General features: G+C 35.3%; 14 protein-coding genes. 10 read left to right on the top strand and 4 right to left on the bottom strand.

Translation table 11 applies throughout. The features are described 5' to 3' along the window. The first annotated feature begins 46 nt into the window (after positions 1-46). From ACZ43M_RS13555 to xerS, 10 genes are all read left to right on the top strand, one after another. Positions 47-418 carry a hypothetical protein gene (locus ACZ43M_RS13555; protein WP_464503088.1) on the top strand — a complete coding sequence of 124 codons (372 nt, stop codon included), beginning with the start codon at positions 47-49 and terminating at the stop codon, positions 416-418. After that, positions 405-980: a MauE/DoxX family redox-associated membrane protein gene (locus ACZ43M_RS13550; RefSeq protein ID WP_464503087.1), complete on the top strand. Its 576-nt coding sequence runs from the start codon at positions 405-407 to the stop codon at positions 978-980. The genes ACZ43M_RS13555 and ACZ43M_RS13550 overlap by 14 nt, the downstream gene beginning before the upstream one ends. A 20-nt stretch (positions 981-1,000) precedes the next feature. Beyond that, a complete protein-coding gene (gene traF / locus ACZ43M_RS13545) occupies positions 1,001-1,549 on the top strand; it encodes a conjugal transfer protein TraF (protein WP_464503086.1) in 549 nt (182 codons plus the stop codon). Positions 1,550-3,019: 1,470 nt separating this feature from the next. Beyond that, on the top strand, positions 3,020-3,481 hold the full coding sequence (locus ACZ43M_RS13540; protein WP_464503085.1) for a hypothetical protein: 462 nt from the start codon (positions 3,020-3,022) through the stop codon (positions 3,479-3,481). A 362-nt stretch (positions 3,482-3,843) separates the two neighbouring features. Further along, entirely contained in the window at positions 3,844-5,034 is a 1,191-nt protein-coding gene (locus tag ACZ43M_RS13535) for a DUF3800 domain-containing protein (RefSeq protein WP_464503084.1), read from the top strand. Between the two features lie 765 nt (positions 5,035-5,799). Beyond that, on the top strand, positions 5,800-6,468 hold the full coding sequence (locus tag ACZ43M_RS13530; RefSeq protein ID WP_464503083.1) for a Tn7 transposase TnsA N-terminal domain-containing protein: 669 nt from the start codon (positions 5,800-5,802) through the stop codon (positions 6,466-6,468). Then, positions 6,461-8,440 (top strand): hypothetical protein, encoded by a 1,980-nt coding sequence (locus ACZ43M_RS13525; protein ID WP_464503082.1) that lies wholly within the window; start codon positions 6,461-6,463, stop codon positions 8,438-8,440. Before ACZ43M_RS13530 ends, ACZ43M_RS13525 begins: the two co-directional genes overlap by 8 nt. A gap of 14 nt (positions 8,441-8,454) precedes the next feature. Continuing rightward, the gene (locus tag ACZ43M_RS13520) at positions 8,455-9,447 is read left to right on the top strand and encodes an ATP-binding protein (protein WP_464503081.1); all 993 of its coding nucleotides are present in this window, start codon (positions 8,455-8,457) and stop codon (positions 9,445-9,447) included. Positions 9,448-9,512: 65 nt separating this feature from the next. Further along, on the top strand, positions 9,513-10,973 hold the full coding sequence (locus ACZ43M_RS13515; protein WP_464503080.1) for a TniQ family protein: 1,461 nt from the start codon (positions 9,513-9,515) through the stop codon (positions 10,971-10,973). Positions 10,974-11,347: 374 nt separating this feature from the next. Further along, a complete protein-coding gene (gene xerS, locus ACZ43M_RS13510) occupies positions 11,348-12,436 on the top strand; it encodes a tyrosine recombinase XerS (protein WP_464503079.1) in 1,089 nt (362 codons plus the stop codon). A gap of 123 nt (positions 12,437-12,559) precedes the next feature. On the opposite strand, the gene ACZ43M_RS13505 is transcribed toward xerS, so the two are convergent. From ACZ43M_RS13505 to ACZ43M_RS13490, 4 genes are all read right to left on the bottom strand, one after another. Beyond that, positions 12,560-13,708 (bottom strand): glycosyltransferase, encoded by a 1,149-nt coding sequence (locus ACZ43M_RS13505; protein WP_464508023.1) that lies wholly within the window; start codon positions 13,706-13,708, stop codon positions 12,560-12,562. Between the two features lie 176 nt (positions 13,709-13,884). Then, positions 13,885-15,774 carry an ABC transporter ATP-binding protein gene (locus ACZ43M_RS13500; protein ID WP_464503078.1) on the bottom strand — a complete coding sequence of 630 codons (1,890 nt, stop codon included), beginning with the start codon at positions 15,772-15,774 and terminating at the stop codon, positions 13,885-13,887. Beyond that, on the bottom strand, positions 15,771-17,498 hold the full coding sequence (locus ACZ43M_RS13495; protein WP_464503077.1) for an ABC transporter ATP-binding protein: 1,728 nt from the start codon (positions 17,496-17,498) through the stop codon (positions 15,771-15,773). Before ACZ43M_RS13495 ends, ACZ43M_RS13500 begins: the two co-directional genes overlap by 4 nt. A 22-nt stretch (positions 17,499-17,520) precedes the next feature. After that, positions 17,521-17,973 carry a MarR family winged helix-turn-helix transcriptional regulator gene (locus ACZ43M_RS13490; RefSeq protein WP_464503076.1) on the bottom strand — a complete coding sequence of 151 codons (453 nt, stop codon included), beginning with the start codon at positions 17,971-17,973 and terminating at the stop codon, positions 17,521-17,523. Between the last annotated feature and the right edge of the window lie 62 nt (positions 17,974-18,035).

Raw genomic sequence — 18,035 nt, 5'->3', positions numbered from 1 at the left:
ATATTCATCACCGAAACTTTCGTTTCCGAATTTACCGTCATTAAAAATGGCTCCTGACAAAATAACTTGGCAAATTGATTCTCCATACATTTTTTATTTTGCCACTCCTAAGTGTTCTCATTGTCATTCAGAATTAGAATATCTAATCGAACTTCAAAATTGTTTCGGAAAAGTACCTGCAAGAGTATTCCTACCTGTAGAAGATAAAAATACAAGTGATTTTATAAACAAATATAAAGAATTAGTAGAGATAGAAGTTATACCGTATTCAGAAATAGCTGATAAAATAAATTCTTTCCCAACAATAGCATTAATTGATATTGATACGAGTGTAATTGCTTTAAGTCCTAATTCGGTATTAGCATATAATTTTATGAAAAATAAGTTATTGAAAGGAGAAAAAGTTGGAAACAGTTAATGATGAATTATTACTATTAATTAGATTATTAATGGCTTCTATTTTTCTAAGTACTGCAATTTCAAAAATCAAGCATTTTGATGATAGTATTTTAACAATTCAAGATTATAAAATAATACCTAATTCTTTTAGTAAACCTTTTTCTGTTGCAAATATCTTACTAGAAATAGTAATTGGCTCACTTTTATTGTTGGGAATTATACAAAAGTTTACGAGTGTAATCGGTGCTATTTTAGTATTAATTTATACTATAGCAATAACAATAAATTTATTTAAAGGAAGGAATGATTTCTCGTGTGGATGTGGTGGAGTTTTAGAGTCAAATACAATTTCTTGGTGGTTAGTAATTAGAAACTCTATTTTTATTTTGGGTTTAATATACTTGTCTTTAAATACATCAAATTTTTTAAGCTTAGAAAATTCTTTTGTAATGTATTACCAAGATATACTTTCTTTTTATTTCTTAGTTAATTGTTTTATTGTTATTGCACTATTTAATATTAACGAAACCATAAGGCAGAATATAAAAATAATTGAACATTTAAGAAGCTTTTCAAAATAATAATTAAAGGGGTTAGCAAAATGAGTGGAATCTATCTTTCAAATTTTGTCTTATGGTGTATTGTAATTTTACAAATAATATTTTTATGTTCCTTAACGAAACTAGTTGCCGAGTTCATTAAAAAATTTCGTATTTCAAACGGAAAACCCGAATTTGTGGAACTTAAAATTGGAGAAAAAGTTCCGTTATTTAGAGAAAAAGATCAGTTAAAGAGAGAGGTAGTGTTGAGTAAAGATAGTGAAGAATACAAATTATTAATTTTTGCACAAAAAGACTGCATATATTGTAAGGAAATAATTTCAAATTTAAAAGAATTTAAAGAGAAATTTCCTTTGGAATTAATTGTTATTAGTGAAGAAAAATTAAGTGATGAACTTTATGATCAAAACATTCACTTTTTGGTTTCTAAAATGCTTTTTAAGGATTATAAAATTAGAACAACTCCAACAATAATGCTACTAGACCCAAAAAATTATTTACTTAGTTCACCGAAATACACACATTCTCATGGATTAAAAATATATTTAGGTAATTTCTTTAAGGCATACAATGATTATACAGCTGGCTAAAAGCTCCACATTTTACTTCGAATTTCGGAGAACTATGGATTCATCATCAATTACCTATGTTTTTGGCGATAAAAATCCATTAGGATACTGATTGGTTGAATAGTACTCACAATAGAAGGCTAAACATTGTGCTAAACAAACTTTGAATGGACTATAAAACCTTAAACAGCATCTTTAGTTGGATCCTGAACGAAGAAGGATTTATAAATGCTTCGATGAAAAATTAAGAAAAAAACAAATTGAAAAAAATAGAAAGCTGAAATTCAAATCTTAACTTCATCCTAGCATTTTGGAGAGCCTTTAAAATCTCTAATTCCCTGAAAATAAAATTTAAATCTTTAGGGTTTTGGCATATATGAGACACCTCTTCTGTATGGTAGTGATTCTCATCATCTCATTTTACCAAAGGATGAGGTGTTTTTTATTAGAGCTTTTTTCAAGGAACATAAATGAGCCAGTGGGTACTTTTAGATCACGTACGATTTCGTCCAAGTATGCTATCGAAGAACGTGCCTGACTACATAATCGGATCCAAAAGGTACTGGATGCATACAGCCATGCGAAAGTGATACCCCTGCCAAAGTGTGACACGTCGGACAAAAATATTCACAATGACTGCCATTTTTAGAGCCACTCTAGGATACGTAAACGAACTAGAAAGGCACTTTAACATGTAGAGGCGGGCATGCTACTTATTGGCAAGCCATCCCCATGAATCCTGGATTCTTCCAGGGGAACCCAGGACCGCAGAGACTCCATGTAGAGTGACTATTGCTATCACTGACAAATTACGAACCCTTAGATGTGGCAAGATTAAGTACCCACCATGAAGATGTCGTCCGGGGACTCCATATCCGGAATTGCCACGAGGATAGCTGAACAGATTTTATCTTAAACCTGAACGGATGTAAAAGAACAGTTTTTATTTACATTTTTGGGCAGGTCTAGTTACTTGTCACAACGAAAGTAGAGGGAAAAAGGAAATCTTCCAAAATGAAAAAATGAAATAGAAATTTGGGTTCAGGATTATTAGAAGCAGTTCATCCCGTAAAGTATCCAAAACCAATTTCGGTTCCAGTATATATGCACCGCTGCGCGAAAAGTAAAAAAACACACATGCATCCTCGTATCTCATGCCATGTTTAGGATTCCTTACTACCTCCTTACAGTGTATACAGACTTAGGTGAAGACTACTTCAACAATCGATTATGTGGCACACTCACTCCGAAAGCTTGAATGTTTAGGTTCAGTTACATTGGAAGAACTGGAAGCATCTTGAGCTACTTATATAACCGAACTCATTCATAATCAGTAAGATCTATACCAATTTTTTGAAAACAAATGAGCTGCGTCTCTTCAGATTGCCTTTTCACCTTATCTTCAGAAGTTAATTTTCATGGTAGTTGAACAATATCCTTGCATTATTTTTAATATCCTAGACAATACTAAAAATAAAAGGAAGTGATAATGTGAAGAGAATATTTTTAGGTATAAGTCTGTTTTTTACGGTGTTTTTTATTAGTAACCCATCATTGAAAACATTTGCTTTGACATTTGATAAATTGCCCATATCTCAGTCATCACAACAATGGAAAATAGAGATAGGGAATCCTGACAATCCATTTCCTAAAGACCAAAAAGCAACAAAAAAATTTAATGAATACAGTCTTGATATTAGAAATATTGGTGATAAAACCATTGAACTTGAAAGAATTGAAGTTTATAGGGATGAACCAGATTCCAAAACAAAGTATGAACTTTTTACCGCTGATGGAGATAAATTAAAAATAACAGAATCTTTACACCATAAAAACCTACCTGTTGCATTAAGTGCAAAAAAGTTAGAAGTAATTATAACTTGGTCAAAGAAAGGTATCATAGATAAAGACGATAGAAAGTACCAAGAGACTTTTTTATTTGAAACAAAATAATTTTAATTTAAAGGAGAATATTTTTAACCCGAACACTTTATTATTGAAACAAGAAAAGAGCGCCGTAATCTTAACGCCAATAATCATGCATTTGCTTGGGCATGGGTTCTGTATTGAACCGGACTCATGCCTTTAATTTGTCTTAATTCGCATAGTGAATATAAATTTGGGAATTCATGGATTTCAAGGACTCAAATATCCTTTCTAGCTCTCCGCCTTTCCCATTTCTAGCCGTCATATAAATGCGGTCTTGTGGCATAGCAAAAAGAACAGTGCCGTAAATTGGGTGTAATGACGGGCAGGAGTGCATTGTTGAATGGGAAGTGTATATTTTCCTTTGAAATGTTAGTGGGGGGATTTAAATGTCGGAAAAAGATTTGGATGTCCTTGAGCAAATTGAAAATGAATTGCTTGAGGAGGAAATTGAAAATTCCGAAGATAAAGTAGAAAGTTTAGAAAAGGATCAAGAGAGAAAAAAGAAAGCAGATGCATTATGGAAAGCAGTTCAAATGGGAGATGATAAGCATTTGACTACTAGGGTAGCCAATATATTAAACAGATACCCTGAAACAAGAAACTCAGACATAGCTCTTCAAATTAAATACTGGCAAGTTTATAATGGTCTCACTTCTAATTTTGTTGATATATCAAAAATGTTTAAGTTAGAGCGTTTGACATCCATAGTAAGAGCTCGTGCAAAAATTCAAAATGAATACAAGCTATTCTTGGCTGATACCGAGGTAAGACGGCGCAGAAGAACCTTAGAGGAAGAAGAAAAGGAAGCACAATTGTTAGATAAGCCTTCCTATGGAACAATAAATGTTTTTGCAGATGAAACCGGCAAGACTGAAAAGTATGTTATTGTTGCAGGTATTTGGTTTTTAAGCGAGCAATTGGCCTCAAAAATTCAAAGAGATTTTCTTAAATGGTCAAGTGAAAAGTACAAACAAGGGATAAAAATACCCGATGAATTCCACTTTAAGAATTTAAATAATCGGAACAACCAAGAGTTAGAAATTTACAAAGAATTTTTCAATCTTATTATACGAAACGGGGAAATGGTTAGTTTTAAGGCAGTTGCTGTTAATAAAAGTAAAATTAACCGAGTTCCAATATCTGATTTGGTAACAAAGCTTTATTATCAGTTCATCAGGTTGGGTATTAACCACGAGATAAGCTCGAACAGGGTTCAGTTGCCTAAAAAGATTAATTTAACTAAGGATGAGGAGGGAGAAAGCGCACTCATTCTAGAAACATTGAAACAGGGCTTAGAAGATAATTTTAAAATCCATTATGAAGATGATTTAATAATGGATCAACTAATTTCTATGCCTTCACACGAACATTTATTTTTGCAGTTTGCCGATTTGTTCGTTGCTGCACTAAATAGAAAATATAACAATCCCGGAGACAACAATAAAGATAGGCTGGCTGAATATATTCTGGAAACGGTGCAAGTAAACGAGATAGAGTTTTCAGCTAACCAAGTCGAATCAGATGCTGAAAAGGTAACCGAAGAAATTGATCATTCAGTTTTATTTATTTTCGATTAAAAAAGTGCAATTACCTAAGATAGGTAAGAGGTATAGTTTTACAACGAGACTCATGCACAATCAGTTGCCGGTGCTGCTAAATACAAAACACTAGCTTTTACTCATTGCGTTTTTGAAAATGATAAGACCCCTGTTTTACCTAATACCCCCAGTACGAAGAACAGTTATGTGAAAAAGCATGAGTATGTTTATTATTAATGCTACGATTGTTATTTCTATCCGCTAGGACAAAGACTGAAAGGAAAAATAGATTATTGGATAAATTTCGGAATAAATTATTGTGTCATTTTACACACTAATTACCAATATTTATAGCTAGTCCTTGATTATAATATCCATATTGGTTGAGAAATATTATTACATGACAATTTATCAATGTTTTAAAGTTGATATAAGACCACTAGAGGGAGATTGAAAGAGCTGTCACATTGTGGCAGCTTTTATAAATGAAATTAAAAACCTACGTAAACATTATTCTTGGTTGATTTTAAAATAGCAATTCTAATATTAATATAAGATACTAGTGCTTAATTTATGGAAGCATTATTCCCTGCTATGTTAGGAGAAATATTAAAATTCTATGACAATTAATTATTATTGACAAATTGTTACAAATTCATTTAATTAATTATGTTAAAAATTGAGTAAAACGGAAGTTAAAGAAAGGATGCTCATAACAATTTACGACATTCCTATATTTCTAGTTTTCACAATGTATCCATATAGTATTGATAATAATAATAGCTATTTTCCGGAGGTGAGGTTATGTATGAACCGGTACTAAGCTTAAAATCTAATCATTTTGGCAGCAACTTTTGGGATAGTTTTAGTAATAAAATCAATAGAGATGTAAATTTTTATAGCGACCTAGAATATGAACACTGGATATTAGTTGAAACGAATCCCGATATAGAGTGCTTTTGCGAGCAACCAATAAAAATTTCGGAATACTATGATGAGAAAAAACACGATTCAATTATTGATATTTGGATTAAATGGAAAGATGGAAAAGAGGAATTTGTAGAAGTAAAATATGAAAAAGACGTAATTGAAGCAGCAACACAAAAAAATGAAAGAAGTAAGAAAATCCATATCCAGCTTAGTATCCAAGAAAAATGGAGCAAAAATACCAATGTTAATTATCGTATTGTAACAGAGAAAGAAATACGATTACAGCCACTTCTAACCAACAGAAAAATGCTCTTACCCTACACCAGAAAGCTAAAAAAACTGAATGAGGATTATTGCCACTCCGTATTAACGCTATTAACTGAAAAAGAAATGTCGGTTAATGAACTAATTCTTAAAACAAAAATAACTCCCCAATCAATGAATGAAACGTTATTTTATCTTTACTTGTTAAATAAAGTTCATATTGATTTTTCCACAACAATGTATTCCCTAAATTCAAAGGTAGGTATTATATATGCCTAAAAATAAACATGAGATAATGATTGATCGTAAAGAGTGGCCGATAGTGAATCCTGAATTACTTGATGACAAAAGTAAAGAAATTTTTTTAAAGAGAAAAAAGGCGATAGACGCCTATATTGATACTTCAGTAACAATAGAAGAAATAACCGCTGATACCGGGATGTTAAAGTCCGAAATTTATAGGCTATTGAATAGGTGTCAAAAGCTAGATAAAAATGGAATAATACTAGGATATCGGGCACTCATTCCATACTATAGAACGGATGAGTACACATTAAAGACCACTCAGAATATTAATGGGTTCGAGAATAAGGAGTCCAAAAAAACGGGTGCTTTTCAGGCGTTATTAAACAATTACCCTGCAATTGCAGATGAAATTGAAAGATTAGTTTTTAAAAAGGACAAAAATGAAAAAGTAAAAGAAAACTCTAGAATCAAAGATATTTATAAGAAATTTATTCGATTCTGTAAATCTCAAGGTTTAACACCTGAAAAGGGAAGCTATCCTTTTAATACAAGAGATCTTGGAAGAAGATCTTTTTATCGTCATGTGAAAAATCTAAGGCTTTCAAACCCACAACTTATTATGAAAAATTTTGGGGAAGATGCTGAAATGCTTTACAACAGTACAGGGGTCGGGGATAAAAATAACATTATTGAACGTCCATTTGAAAGAGTAGAATTTGATGGTCATAGGCTTGATATTTCTTTAGCAGTCCGATTTACCACACCAGAGGGAGATGAGATTGTTAATACAATTGACCGTATCTGGTTACTTGCTATTGTAGATGTCGCTACTAATCTTACCCTTGGTTATCATATTGTTATAAACAAGGAATACTCTGCAGACGATGTAATGATGTGTGTAAGAAATGCTTGTTTACCCTGGGTACCAAAAAAATTAACGATTCCTGCCTTAAAAATGCCTAAGGAAGGGGGATTCGCTTCAGAAATTATCCCTGTTACTAAATATGCTATTTGGGATGAAATTTGTTTCGATAATGCAAAGGCTCACCTTGCAAATAAAGTTAAAAAGAAATTAAAGCAAATTATTGGCTGTGCAGTTAACACAGGGCCCGTTGGAACACCTACAAGAAGACCTAGGATTGAGAAGCTCTTTCACATTCTTGAAGATGAAGCTTTTCATCGGTTAGTAAATACAACAGGGAGTAATCCCAAAGACCCAAGAAGAAAAGATCCGGAAAAAAAGGCGGTTACCTATGAAATCTCTGTTGAAGAAATTGAACAATTAGTTGAAGTATATATTGCGAATCAAAATGGCAAACCACAACGATCACTCAATAATCTATCTCCACTTGAGGTAATGCAGCAAAGGATTAATAGGAACTACGCGTTTAGGACACTGGATGAAGAATATAGAGATGGAAGAGAGTTTATGGTCATATATGACACAAGAACATTAAGAGGAAGCATTGAAAAAGGTAGAAGGCCTTTAATCAGGTATGAGGGTGTGGATTACAGAAATGATTTACTTGCTGAAAGTTTTAGTCTAGTAGGAACTAAACTTACATTAGAAATCGATACTGATGATTTAAGATATTTAAGGGCCTATTTACCAGACGGAGGTGAACTTGGCATACTTAAAGCTCAAGGTAAATGGGCCATTAGAAAGCACTCGCTAAAAATTCGTAAAGCTATCAATAGTCTTAACTATAGAGGTCTACTTCATTTTTTAAATGAAGACGATCCAATAGAAATTTATCATAATTATTTAAAAACTAAGGCTAAAGAAAACCGTAAATCTAGAACAAAACTTGTTCAATTTGAACATGTTTGCAAAGAAGAAACAATTTCCAAGGTTGAGAGCGATGAAATTAATAGCTGTGAATTACCTAACGATTACAATTCGAAAGATCTTCGTCCAAATAAAAAAAATTCATTAGTAATCGATTATCATCATAATGAATCAAAACAAAAAAATACAAGGGAACGCTACTTTTTTAATTCATAAAAGGAAGGGATTTTATGGAAGGGGAAGCAGTAAAGACAGCACCGCAAATTAAAAGACCTTATATTCCCGTAGGGACACACCCTATCGAACAAGGAATGTACATTTTGGAGACTATAGCTATTAATTCTCTGTCAGAAGCTATTATTAAATGGGTTCGTTTGAGAAATACTGGTGCAATAATTTATGGAACTCCTCGTATAGGGAAAAGTTATGCAATTAAATATCTTAAAAGAGTATTTGAAATAAAATATAATAATGAATTTACAACATTTTTAATCAACTCAGAAAAAACAAAAACTCCTAACGAGGATCGATTTTATTATCATTTATTAAAAAATGTTGGACATTCATTAGATACTCCCGGAAAGGTTACGGAAAAAAAAGAGAGATTAATAAATTTTTTATATGAAAAGGGAGACCAAACAATTAGGAATCAAATAGTTTGGTTTTATGACGATGCGCAAAGACTAACCTGGTATGAATTTGAGTGGCTAATGGATATTTTTAATGAATTACAGAGGTATGGAATTAATTTGACGACAATTTTGGTTGGACAAGATGAGCTAAAACATAAAAGAAATTTGTATTTAAAGACCAGTAAACAAATTGTGGGACGATTTATGATTCATGAAAAGCAGTTTTTTGGTATGAAGAATGCTGAGGAACTTGCTTTTCTTTTAGAAGGTTACGATTCCATTGCGGAATATCCTCTGAAGAGTGGGTGGAGCTATACAAAATTTTTCTTTCCTGATGCATTTGTTGGAGGATACAGACTAGAAAAGGAAGCAAATGTTATTTGGAATTTAATAAATAACATAAGAATGGAACATGGAATTAAAAGAAAGATAGAAGTTCCAATGCATTATGTTATTTCCATTATTAACTATGTTCTAATGACTTATGGTTCAAATGACGGCTGTATTTTTTGGCCGAACCAAAACGTATGGAATGAAGGAATTATTGAATCCGGTTATATACAATCGGAGGTGTTACAATCGACAGACTAATAAATTTATCATTAAGTAGCAAAGATTGTACTGATATTCAGCTAAATTGGAATTCGAAATGGATTATGCCTTATGAATCCACGTGGAGTATTCTTACAAATTTTAGAGCCGCTAACGCACTTTCATGTGACCAAATGTATCGATTATATGGCACTAGAGAGGTTAAAAAAATAAAACAAAAAATCGGATTCGTTCATAAAAATCTTTACAGCTTAAGTGGGTTTGATTTAAAACTTCTTGAGAAGGATTTGAATTATCCTTTAGAAGAAATGAATAATGCAATGTTAGAGCAATTAGAAAGCCCTTTTGTCACACCATCAAAAACAAATAATATTGTTCATAAGTTTCGAAATAATTTTACTTTTTGTCCGTTATGCTTAAAAAGAAAATTTCATTCAACTCTGCATCAGTTTCATTTTTTTCAAGAATGTCCATTTCACAATATTCAATTAGTTAACAAATGCCCTAGTTGTAACATGGAAATTCCATATAAATTTGATGATTCAATGTTTCAACGTCCATATCAATGTAAATGTGGTCATTTATTCAGTGAAAATAAACCTTTTCGAAATTACGTTTTTACTAATAAAATTTCCAATAAAGGAATTAATGATTGGCTTAAATTATCAAAGGAAAATATTGGACGACTCAGTATCATAAAATTATTACATGATTTCGATGAGATGCTGTATTCTGAATCAGATTATAATTATTCCTACACTGATCTAAATCAAGTATTGAACAAAAAGTATAGGATAAAATTAAATTTACCTAAAAGCTACCGAAGGAAATTATTGAATAGTAGAAAAAAATACCTAATAAAAAATCATTACGAATTGTTTAGCAGCATATTTCCTAACGATTTTAACGATGATTACCTTGAAAAAATTTATACGAATATTCAGCAGATATTTAGTTCCATTGCTAGACATTATCGGAAAACAATACTACAGAACCATATTAAATGTATAAAAAATATCACGAGAAACGACAAGCTAATTATAGAGGAAACTTGCCCAATTGCAATTGCCTATGTATATTGGAAAAAAAGGTACCAGGGTTTTAAAGATACGAGGTTTGTTGACAATGGTGGACTTTCCCCTTTATTTAAATCTTCATTGAAGGATAATGGCATACCGATAAACCATTTTTATGATTCTATCAAGAACCTATATAAAAACTATCGCTACGAGAAATATTTAACAGATGGTTATATTAATTATTTCACTTGGCATATAAATCGGATAGTAGGGGAGATAATTATAGGCGATTTTAAAACCCATCTTCAAGCAGCAAATAATCATATTAATAAAGGAACGAAACTTAGCCATAAAGTACTAAATTCATATACATTCATGCCAAAAATAATCTTTAAAGATTACAGCAAAGAGGACCAAGAGTATTTTATATATATAAACTCAGATAATGATACTGATATTAATGAATTGATAGAGGATTGCAATTGTCCAGGAGTAGGTAATTTTCAAAAATTTATAAATCCTATCAAGTTATTAAGTTTAATTTAATTTAAATCCATGTTTCTTAGCCCATAATAAAAATGAAAAGGATAAGAAATATGGATTTGTAATTTTTAATGTTTATTCGATCAATATCGTATAAACTTTTGTGTCATTTTTAAGAATCTGGGTTTATAAGTCTAAACTTTTGTGTCTCAAATTGAGTAATTAAATCACTATTAGTCTTAACTTTTGTGTCACACTAAATTTAGAATAGAGAGGAGTATAAACTTTTGTGTCACTTTAGGATAAAGTTTTGTGTCACTCGTCACTAGAGAAATAGGGGGAACAAAAACTCAATACAACTGACCATTACAAAATTACGTAAAATATAAATTTGACGAACTAATGTATAAAAGGTAAAATGTAGTAGAGGTGTTTTTATGGTAAATCTGGCAAAACAGCAAAATTATAAAAAACTTCAAGGTCTGCTTAATGAGCTCCCTTGGTATGTTGACGAATACATCAACCACAAATTACGAAAACTTTCGACTGCATCACTGTTTAATTATTGTCATGATTACAAAATCTTTTTCAATTGGATGATCAGTGAAAATTTATGGACCGGTGAAATCAAAGATATTCCGCTGGAGCGTCTGGAAAAATTGACGGTCATCGAGGTTGATGGTTTTTTAAACTATCTTCACTACCAATTAAATAATAAAGAATTAACGGTAAATCGTAAATTATCGGCATTAAAGTCTCTTTTTAATTATCTGCAAAATATTGCGGAGACAACAGATTTTCAGCCATATATTAACCGTAATGTTATGGCGAAAATCGAATTTAACGAAGTAAAAGAATCGATGGAAACGAAAGCAAACAAAATGGAAGGCAAAATATTGCTCGGTGATGAATATGAGCGTTTTCGTTTGTTTGTTGCTCATGAATACGGTGAAATCAACAAAGACAACAAGAAAATCTTCAATTTTTATCAACTAAACAAGGAACGTGACACGGCCATTGTCTCGTTAATTCTTGGTTCGGGTCTGCGGCTTTCAGAAGTAATCGGTCTCGATCTTGAAGATATCGACTTCAGCAAGTATTGCGCTCGTGTGATTCGTAAAGGCAACAAAGAACAATTCGTTTATTTTAGCCAAACGGCAATGGATGATTTGCAGGAATATCTTGCTGTCAGAACCTCAAAATACGAGGTCGACAAAACCAATAAAGCTTTGTTTATTGCTGCTGGTATGGGACCAAAAGGCAAAACTAGACGACTAACAGCGCGTTCTATTGAAAAATTAATCGAAAAATATGCAACAGCTTTTGGCAAACCATCGTTATCGGTACATAAATTACGGCATTCATTTGCTACCAGATACCACGCTGAGATTAACGATGTGCCAAAATTACGCCGGCAATTAGGCCATTCTTCAATACAAACCACGATGATTTATACGCATATTAAAAATGATGACCTTAAAATTGCTGTAGATAAGATGGATATGCCCAAGGAACAAATCGAATAAGAGGCTGCACCCTATTGTCAGCCTCTCTTTTTATGAGTTTACATAATATTATTATGTTTACAAAAATCATTTTTGTCTCATTTCCTAAGTATACTTAAGATAGTGAGACAACCAAAATTTTCATCATTTTTTGGTATTATAAAATTTTTCATTATTTCTTACGGCTGCGGCAATATACTCCGGCAATTGATTTATTTTGGCCATTAAGCGCTTTTGTGCTTTCCGCCCCAACTGAAACTTTGATTTTATATAATAGGCACATATCGATATCTCGTAGTCGAACAAGTAATCGTATACATGATAATCCACAAATAACAGATCTTCCTTTGGATATGGGATTTCTTTCCCTCTTAACGCATACATTAAGCCAATTTGATTATTCCCCTTTTCTCGGTGCATTCTTGCCAGTTGATATAAGGATTCTGCTCGCACCGGTCGATATTCCCAAGCTTTTTGAAAATATAACAGGGCCAGGGCAAAATATTGCTCCTCCTCCTCCCTCTTGGCTTTGCTCCCAGCGCGAACCGCCAGCCGTTCGAAGCAAAAACCGATCTGAAGTAATGAGTAGTACACTTCCTCCACCCAGCCGCCCGCTTCCACTCTTAGCTTATACCACTTAATGGCCTCCTCCAGTTCATCAAGCGAATTAAAGGTTTGTGCCAAGTAAAACTTATATCTCATTTTTAGGTCCTCAGGGGTAGTTGGGTCCTCATGACCTTCTAACAATAATCGTTTATCACGCTCGAATTTATCCATCCTGCTGCCGCCATCCTCATGGTCAAAGATAGGCAGCCCGTCAAGCTTTCCAGAAGTATCCACATAGTTTTTATTCAATAGCCTGGAGCGATCCAAATCCCAGTATTCATGAGTAACCCCTACTGAATGCCAAGGCAGTGATGCTTTCAGGAGGCGCGTCAGCCAAAACTTAATTTGCGAGTTATATTGCAATGTTAAATATTGATCCTTATCCAACACTGATTTATCAAATTTAGGGTCAACCTCGAGCAGCATGTCGGCATCGAGTAATAGCAAATAATCAGCTTCCGGATACGTTTGCTGCGCCAACCTTACAGCCAGCGTCCGATTGTAGCCAAAATTCTTAAATGGGGCAAAATGCAGAGTCCCCGGAATCCCATTCTCGCTGCACCAATTCTCAATAAGCTCCACGGTATTGTCACTTGACCCGGTATCACAAATCGAAACAAAATCAATAATTGGTTTTGCGGCATTTAAACATCTTTCAATAATCGCTGATTCATTTTTAACTATCATGCAAAGACAAATTTTCTTTTCTGTCCGCACCGTATTTTTTTTCACGAAGGATTTCACCTCATTTTTTTAAAAAAATCATCCTTCTTTTAATTTATTGAAACCGTTCCTCTTGTGTGTTATCCCAGAGCATGAAAAAGGCGTTTGGAAAGCCCAAAATAGGACTCTCCAAACGCCATTTAACCGACCCGTTTCTGCTGGTTGGCAGAGAACTGACTATTATATAGATCGGCATAAAAACCGCCTTGTTCTAATAATTCGTGATGATTTCCTTTTTCGATAATCTTCCCATGATTCATCACCAGGATTAAATCAGCGTCACGAATTGTTGATAGCCGATGGGCAATGATAAAGCTGGTGCGTCCCTTCATTAAATGGTCCATCGCCTTTTGAATTTGCACCTCAGTCCGGGTATCGACACTGCTGGTTGCCTCATCAAGGATTAGGATAGCCGGATTGGCTAGGATTGCTCTCGCTATCGTTAATAATTGCTTCTGCCCCTGTGAAATATTCGAGGCTTCCTCGTTTAAAATAGTGTCGTAGCCTTCAGGAAGTGTCCTGATAAAATGATCCGCATTGGCTGCCTGGGATGCGGCGACAATTTCTTCTTCAGTTGCCCCTTCTTTTCCATAAGCAATATTGCTGCGAATGGTGCTATTGAATAGCCAAGTATCCTGCAGCACCATCCCGAATAAACCTCTGAGATGCTCGCGTTTCATTTCTCTCGTATCAATTCCGTCAATTAATATCCGACCGCCGTTTATTTCATAAAATCTCATTAACAGATTTATTAGAGTCGTTTTACCGGCACCTGTAGGACCAACAATCGCTACTTTTTGCCCAGGTTTAACGGCTATATTCAAATCTTCCATTAATAATTCATCTTCCTTGTAGCCAAAGGAGACATGTTCAAAGACAACTTCCCCATCCGGGTCAGTCAATTCCCTAGTCGATGCTGCTTCAGGTACCTGTTCTGTTTCATCGAGGATTTCGAACACACGTTCCGCACTGGCAACAGTTGACTGGATGATGTTTGCAATATTGGCCGTTTGGGCAATTGGCTGCGAGAACTGCCGGGCGTATTGGATAAACGCCTGGATATCACCAATTTCAATTGCCTTTTTCGTCACTAGTATCCCGCCCGTCACCGCCACAAGCACATAGCCGATATTATTAATAAATGACATGAGCGGCATAATCATTCCGGACATGAATTGTGCCTTCCAGCCGGACTGATAAAGCTGGTCATTGATTTCTTCAAATTGGCTAATCGACTTTTGCTCATGACCAAATACCTTAATCACTTTGTGACCGGTATACATTTCCTCGACATGACCGTTCAACTGACCGAGTGCCTTTTGCTGTCCTTTAAAATATATTTGCGACTTCTTCGCAATACTAGCAGTGGCGACTACACTCAATGGCAACGTAATGACAACAATCAAGGTCATTAACGGACTGATTGACAGCATCATCACAATGACACCAATAATGGTAACAATCGAGGTGATCAACTGGGTTAAGCTTTGCTGCAGCGTCGAACTGATATTATCGACATCATTGACAGAGCGGCTAAGAATTTCTCCGTGTGTCTTAGAGTCAAAATATTTCAGCGGCAGAGTGTTAAGCTTGTCAAGAACCTCTTTACGTAGGTTGTAGACTGTTTTTTGCGCGACGCCTGCCATGATATATTGCTGAAGATAGGTAAATGCCGCACTTAAAATATATAAACCTATCAGCAGCAGAATAATCTGGCCAATATAATCAAAATCAATTTTGGCTCCTGGAACGCCACTAAGCTTCGCCATTAGGCCCTCAAACAGCTTTGTGGTGGCTTTTCCCATGATTTTAGGGCTGACAATCGCAAATACGGTACCGATAATTGCCGTAATGAACACAGCGATCAGTTGAAGCTTATAGGGCATTAAATAGCCAATTAACCGTTTAAGCGTGCCTTTAAAGTCTTTCGCCTTCACTACCGGCGCACCCATTCCATGCGGGCCGAATCCGCCTCCAGGCCCTCTTCGTCCGGATTCTTCATGTCTATTATTCTTGGCTTCTCTGCTCATGCGATTTCATCCTCCGATAGCTGCGACATGACGATTTCCCGATAGACAGAACAGGTGTTCAGTAATTCGTGGTGGAAGCCAATTCCTGCGATTTCACCATTATCCAGTACTACAATTTGATCGGCATCGATGATCGTGCTGACCCGTTGGGCGACGATTAATACAGTGGCATCAACCGTTTCTTCTTTTAAGGCAGCACGCAGCTTTGCGTCTGTTTTGAAATCCAAAGCGGAGAAACTATCATCAAAAATATAGATTTCCGGCTTTCTTACAAGAGCCCTGGCAATCGACAGGCGCTGTTTTTGCCCGCCAGAAACATTTGTTCCCCCTTGAGCAATTGTCGTATGGAATCCTTCTGTCATCTCGGCGATAAACTCTGACGCCTGGGCAATTTCTGCAGCGTGCTGCACTTCATTGTCTGTGGCATCTTCTTTCCCAAATCGGATATTTTCAGCGATTGTTCCGGTGAACAGCACTGCTTGCTGCGGAACGAAGCCAATCTTTTCCCTTAGGGCATCTTGCGTCATGTCTTGGACATCGATTCCGTCAACGAGGACACGACCGCTTTCCACATCATAAAAACGCGGAATTAAATTGATGAGCGTCGATTTACCTGATCCGGTTCCACCGATAATCGCTGTAGTTTCACCTGGGTTCATTTTAAAAGAAATATTGGAAATCGCAGGCATTTCTGCACTTGGATAGCTAAACGTAACATTTTCAAATACGACTTGACCTCGGGTGCCATTGCTGGCTTTTGGCTTATCAGGGTCAACAATGTCGGCAGTTGTTGCAAATACTTCATTAATCCTGGTGGCAGAAACTTGGGCTCTTGGTATCATCACAAACATCATCGAGAGCATGATGAACGAGAACATGATTTGCATCGCATATTGGATGAATGCCATCATATCGCCCACTTCCATATGACCGTTGCTGATGCGGATGCCGCCAAACCAAACGATAGCCACTGTGGTTAGGTTTAGAACAATCATCATGATCGGCATCATTGCCGCCATGAGTTTATTTACTTTAATCGCGGTATCAGTTAAGTCCCAGTTTGCTCCGTCAAAACGGTTTTTTTCATATGAAACCATGTTAAACGAGCGGATTACACGAATTCCGGTTAAATTCTCCCTTAGCACCAGATTGACTTTATCAAGTTTTACCTGCATTGCTTTAAAAAGTGGTATCCCTTTTCTGGCAATAATAACAATTGCAAGTACCAGGACTGGAAGCGAGACAGCCAGAACCAAGGTAAGCTTGGCATCCTTTGAATAAGCCATGATAATGCCGCCGATGCACATCATTGGAGCCATTACCATCATGCGCAGCATCATGATTAATACCTGCTGAATTTGCGTAATATCGTTTGTCGTTCTGGTTATCAGTGAGGCTGTGCCTAGTTTATCAAATTCGTGTAGTGAGAAATTTTCGACATGTGCAAAAATCTTGCTCCGCAGTAATTTCCCAAAACCAGATGCTGCCTTGGCAGAAAGGAAACTTGCCACAACCGAACAAATCATTCCTCCTGCTGCAACTAACAGCATAAAGCCGCCAATCTTCCAAATGTACCCCGTATCACCGGTTACAACACCTTTATCGACAATATCGGCCATCAAGGTTGGCAAATAAAGCTCTGAAAGAGATTGCAGCAGGACAAGAATTAACACGAAATACACTTGGGCTTGGTAGGGTTTTAAAAATGTTAGTAATTTACCCATAAATGATCAGCTCCAATTTGGTTTATCGGTTTAAATTTTGAAAGTAGTGATGGACTCTGGTCAGCGTGTCGGCCAATTGTTCGCTTTCACTCTCACCTAGGTAATCAATTAATCCTAGGAATGTTTCGGTAAAGGCTGCTCTTGCCTCCATAACTGCTTCCGTTCCCGTTGGTGTTAGCTTAATTTTTACAGCCCGGCGGTCAGCAGGGTCGATTGTCCGCTGTACTAACCCATCTTTTTCAAGCGTATTGATAATTTGTGTAACGGTTGGCGGAGTGACCTGCAGCTCCTGACTGATTTCCGACACTTTCATGTCTGTCTGTTTCTCGGATGTGACTTTGTGAATGGTTGCCAACACTTTAAATTCACTTGGATTATAACCGGCAATTTTCTTTTCATGCCACCCAGTTTTGCGAAATTGCATGAATGCCTGCAGCAGTTTTTGTGCTGTTGCACTCTCGATATCTGCCATCATTTTCACCTCGATTTTGTTAAGTTTATTAATAATTAGGTTACCTATTAATTTGCATACCTAAT

This window comes from Neobacillus sp. B24 (genome assembly GCF_055381825.1).
This window is presented reverse-complemented; position numbering and strand designations above follow the sequence as displayed.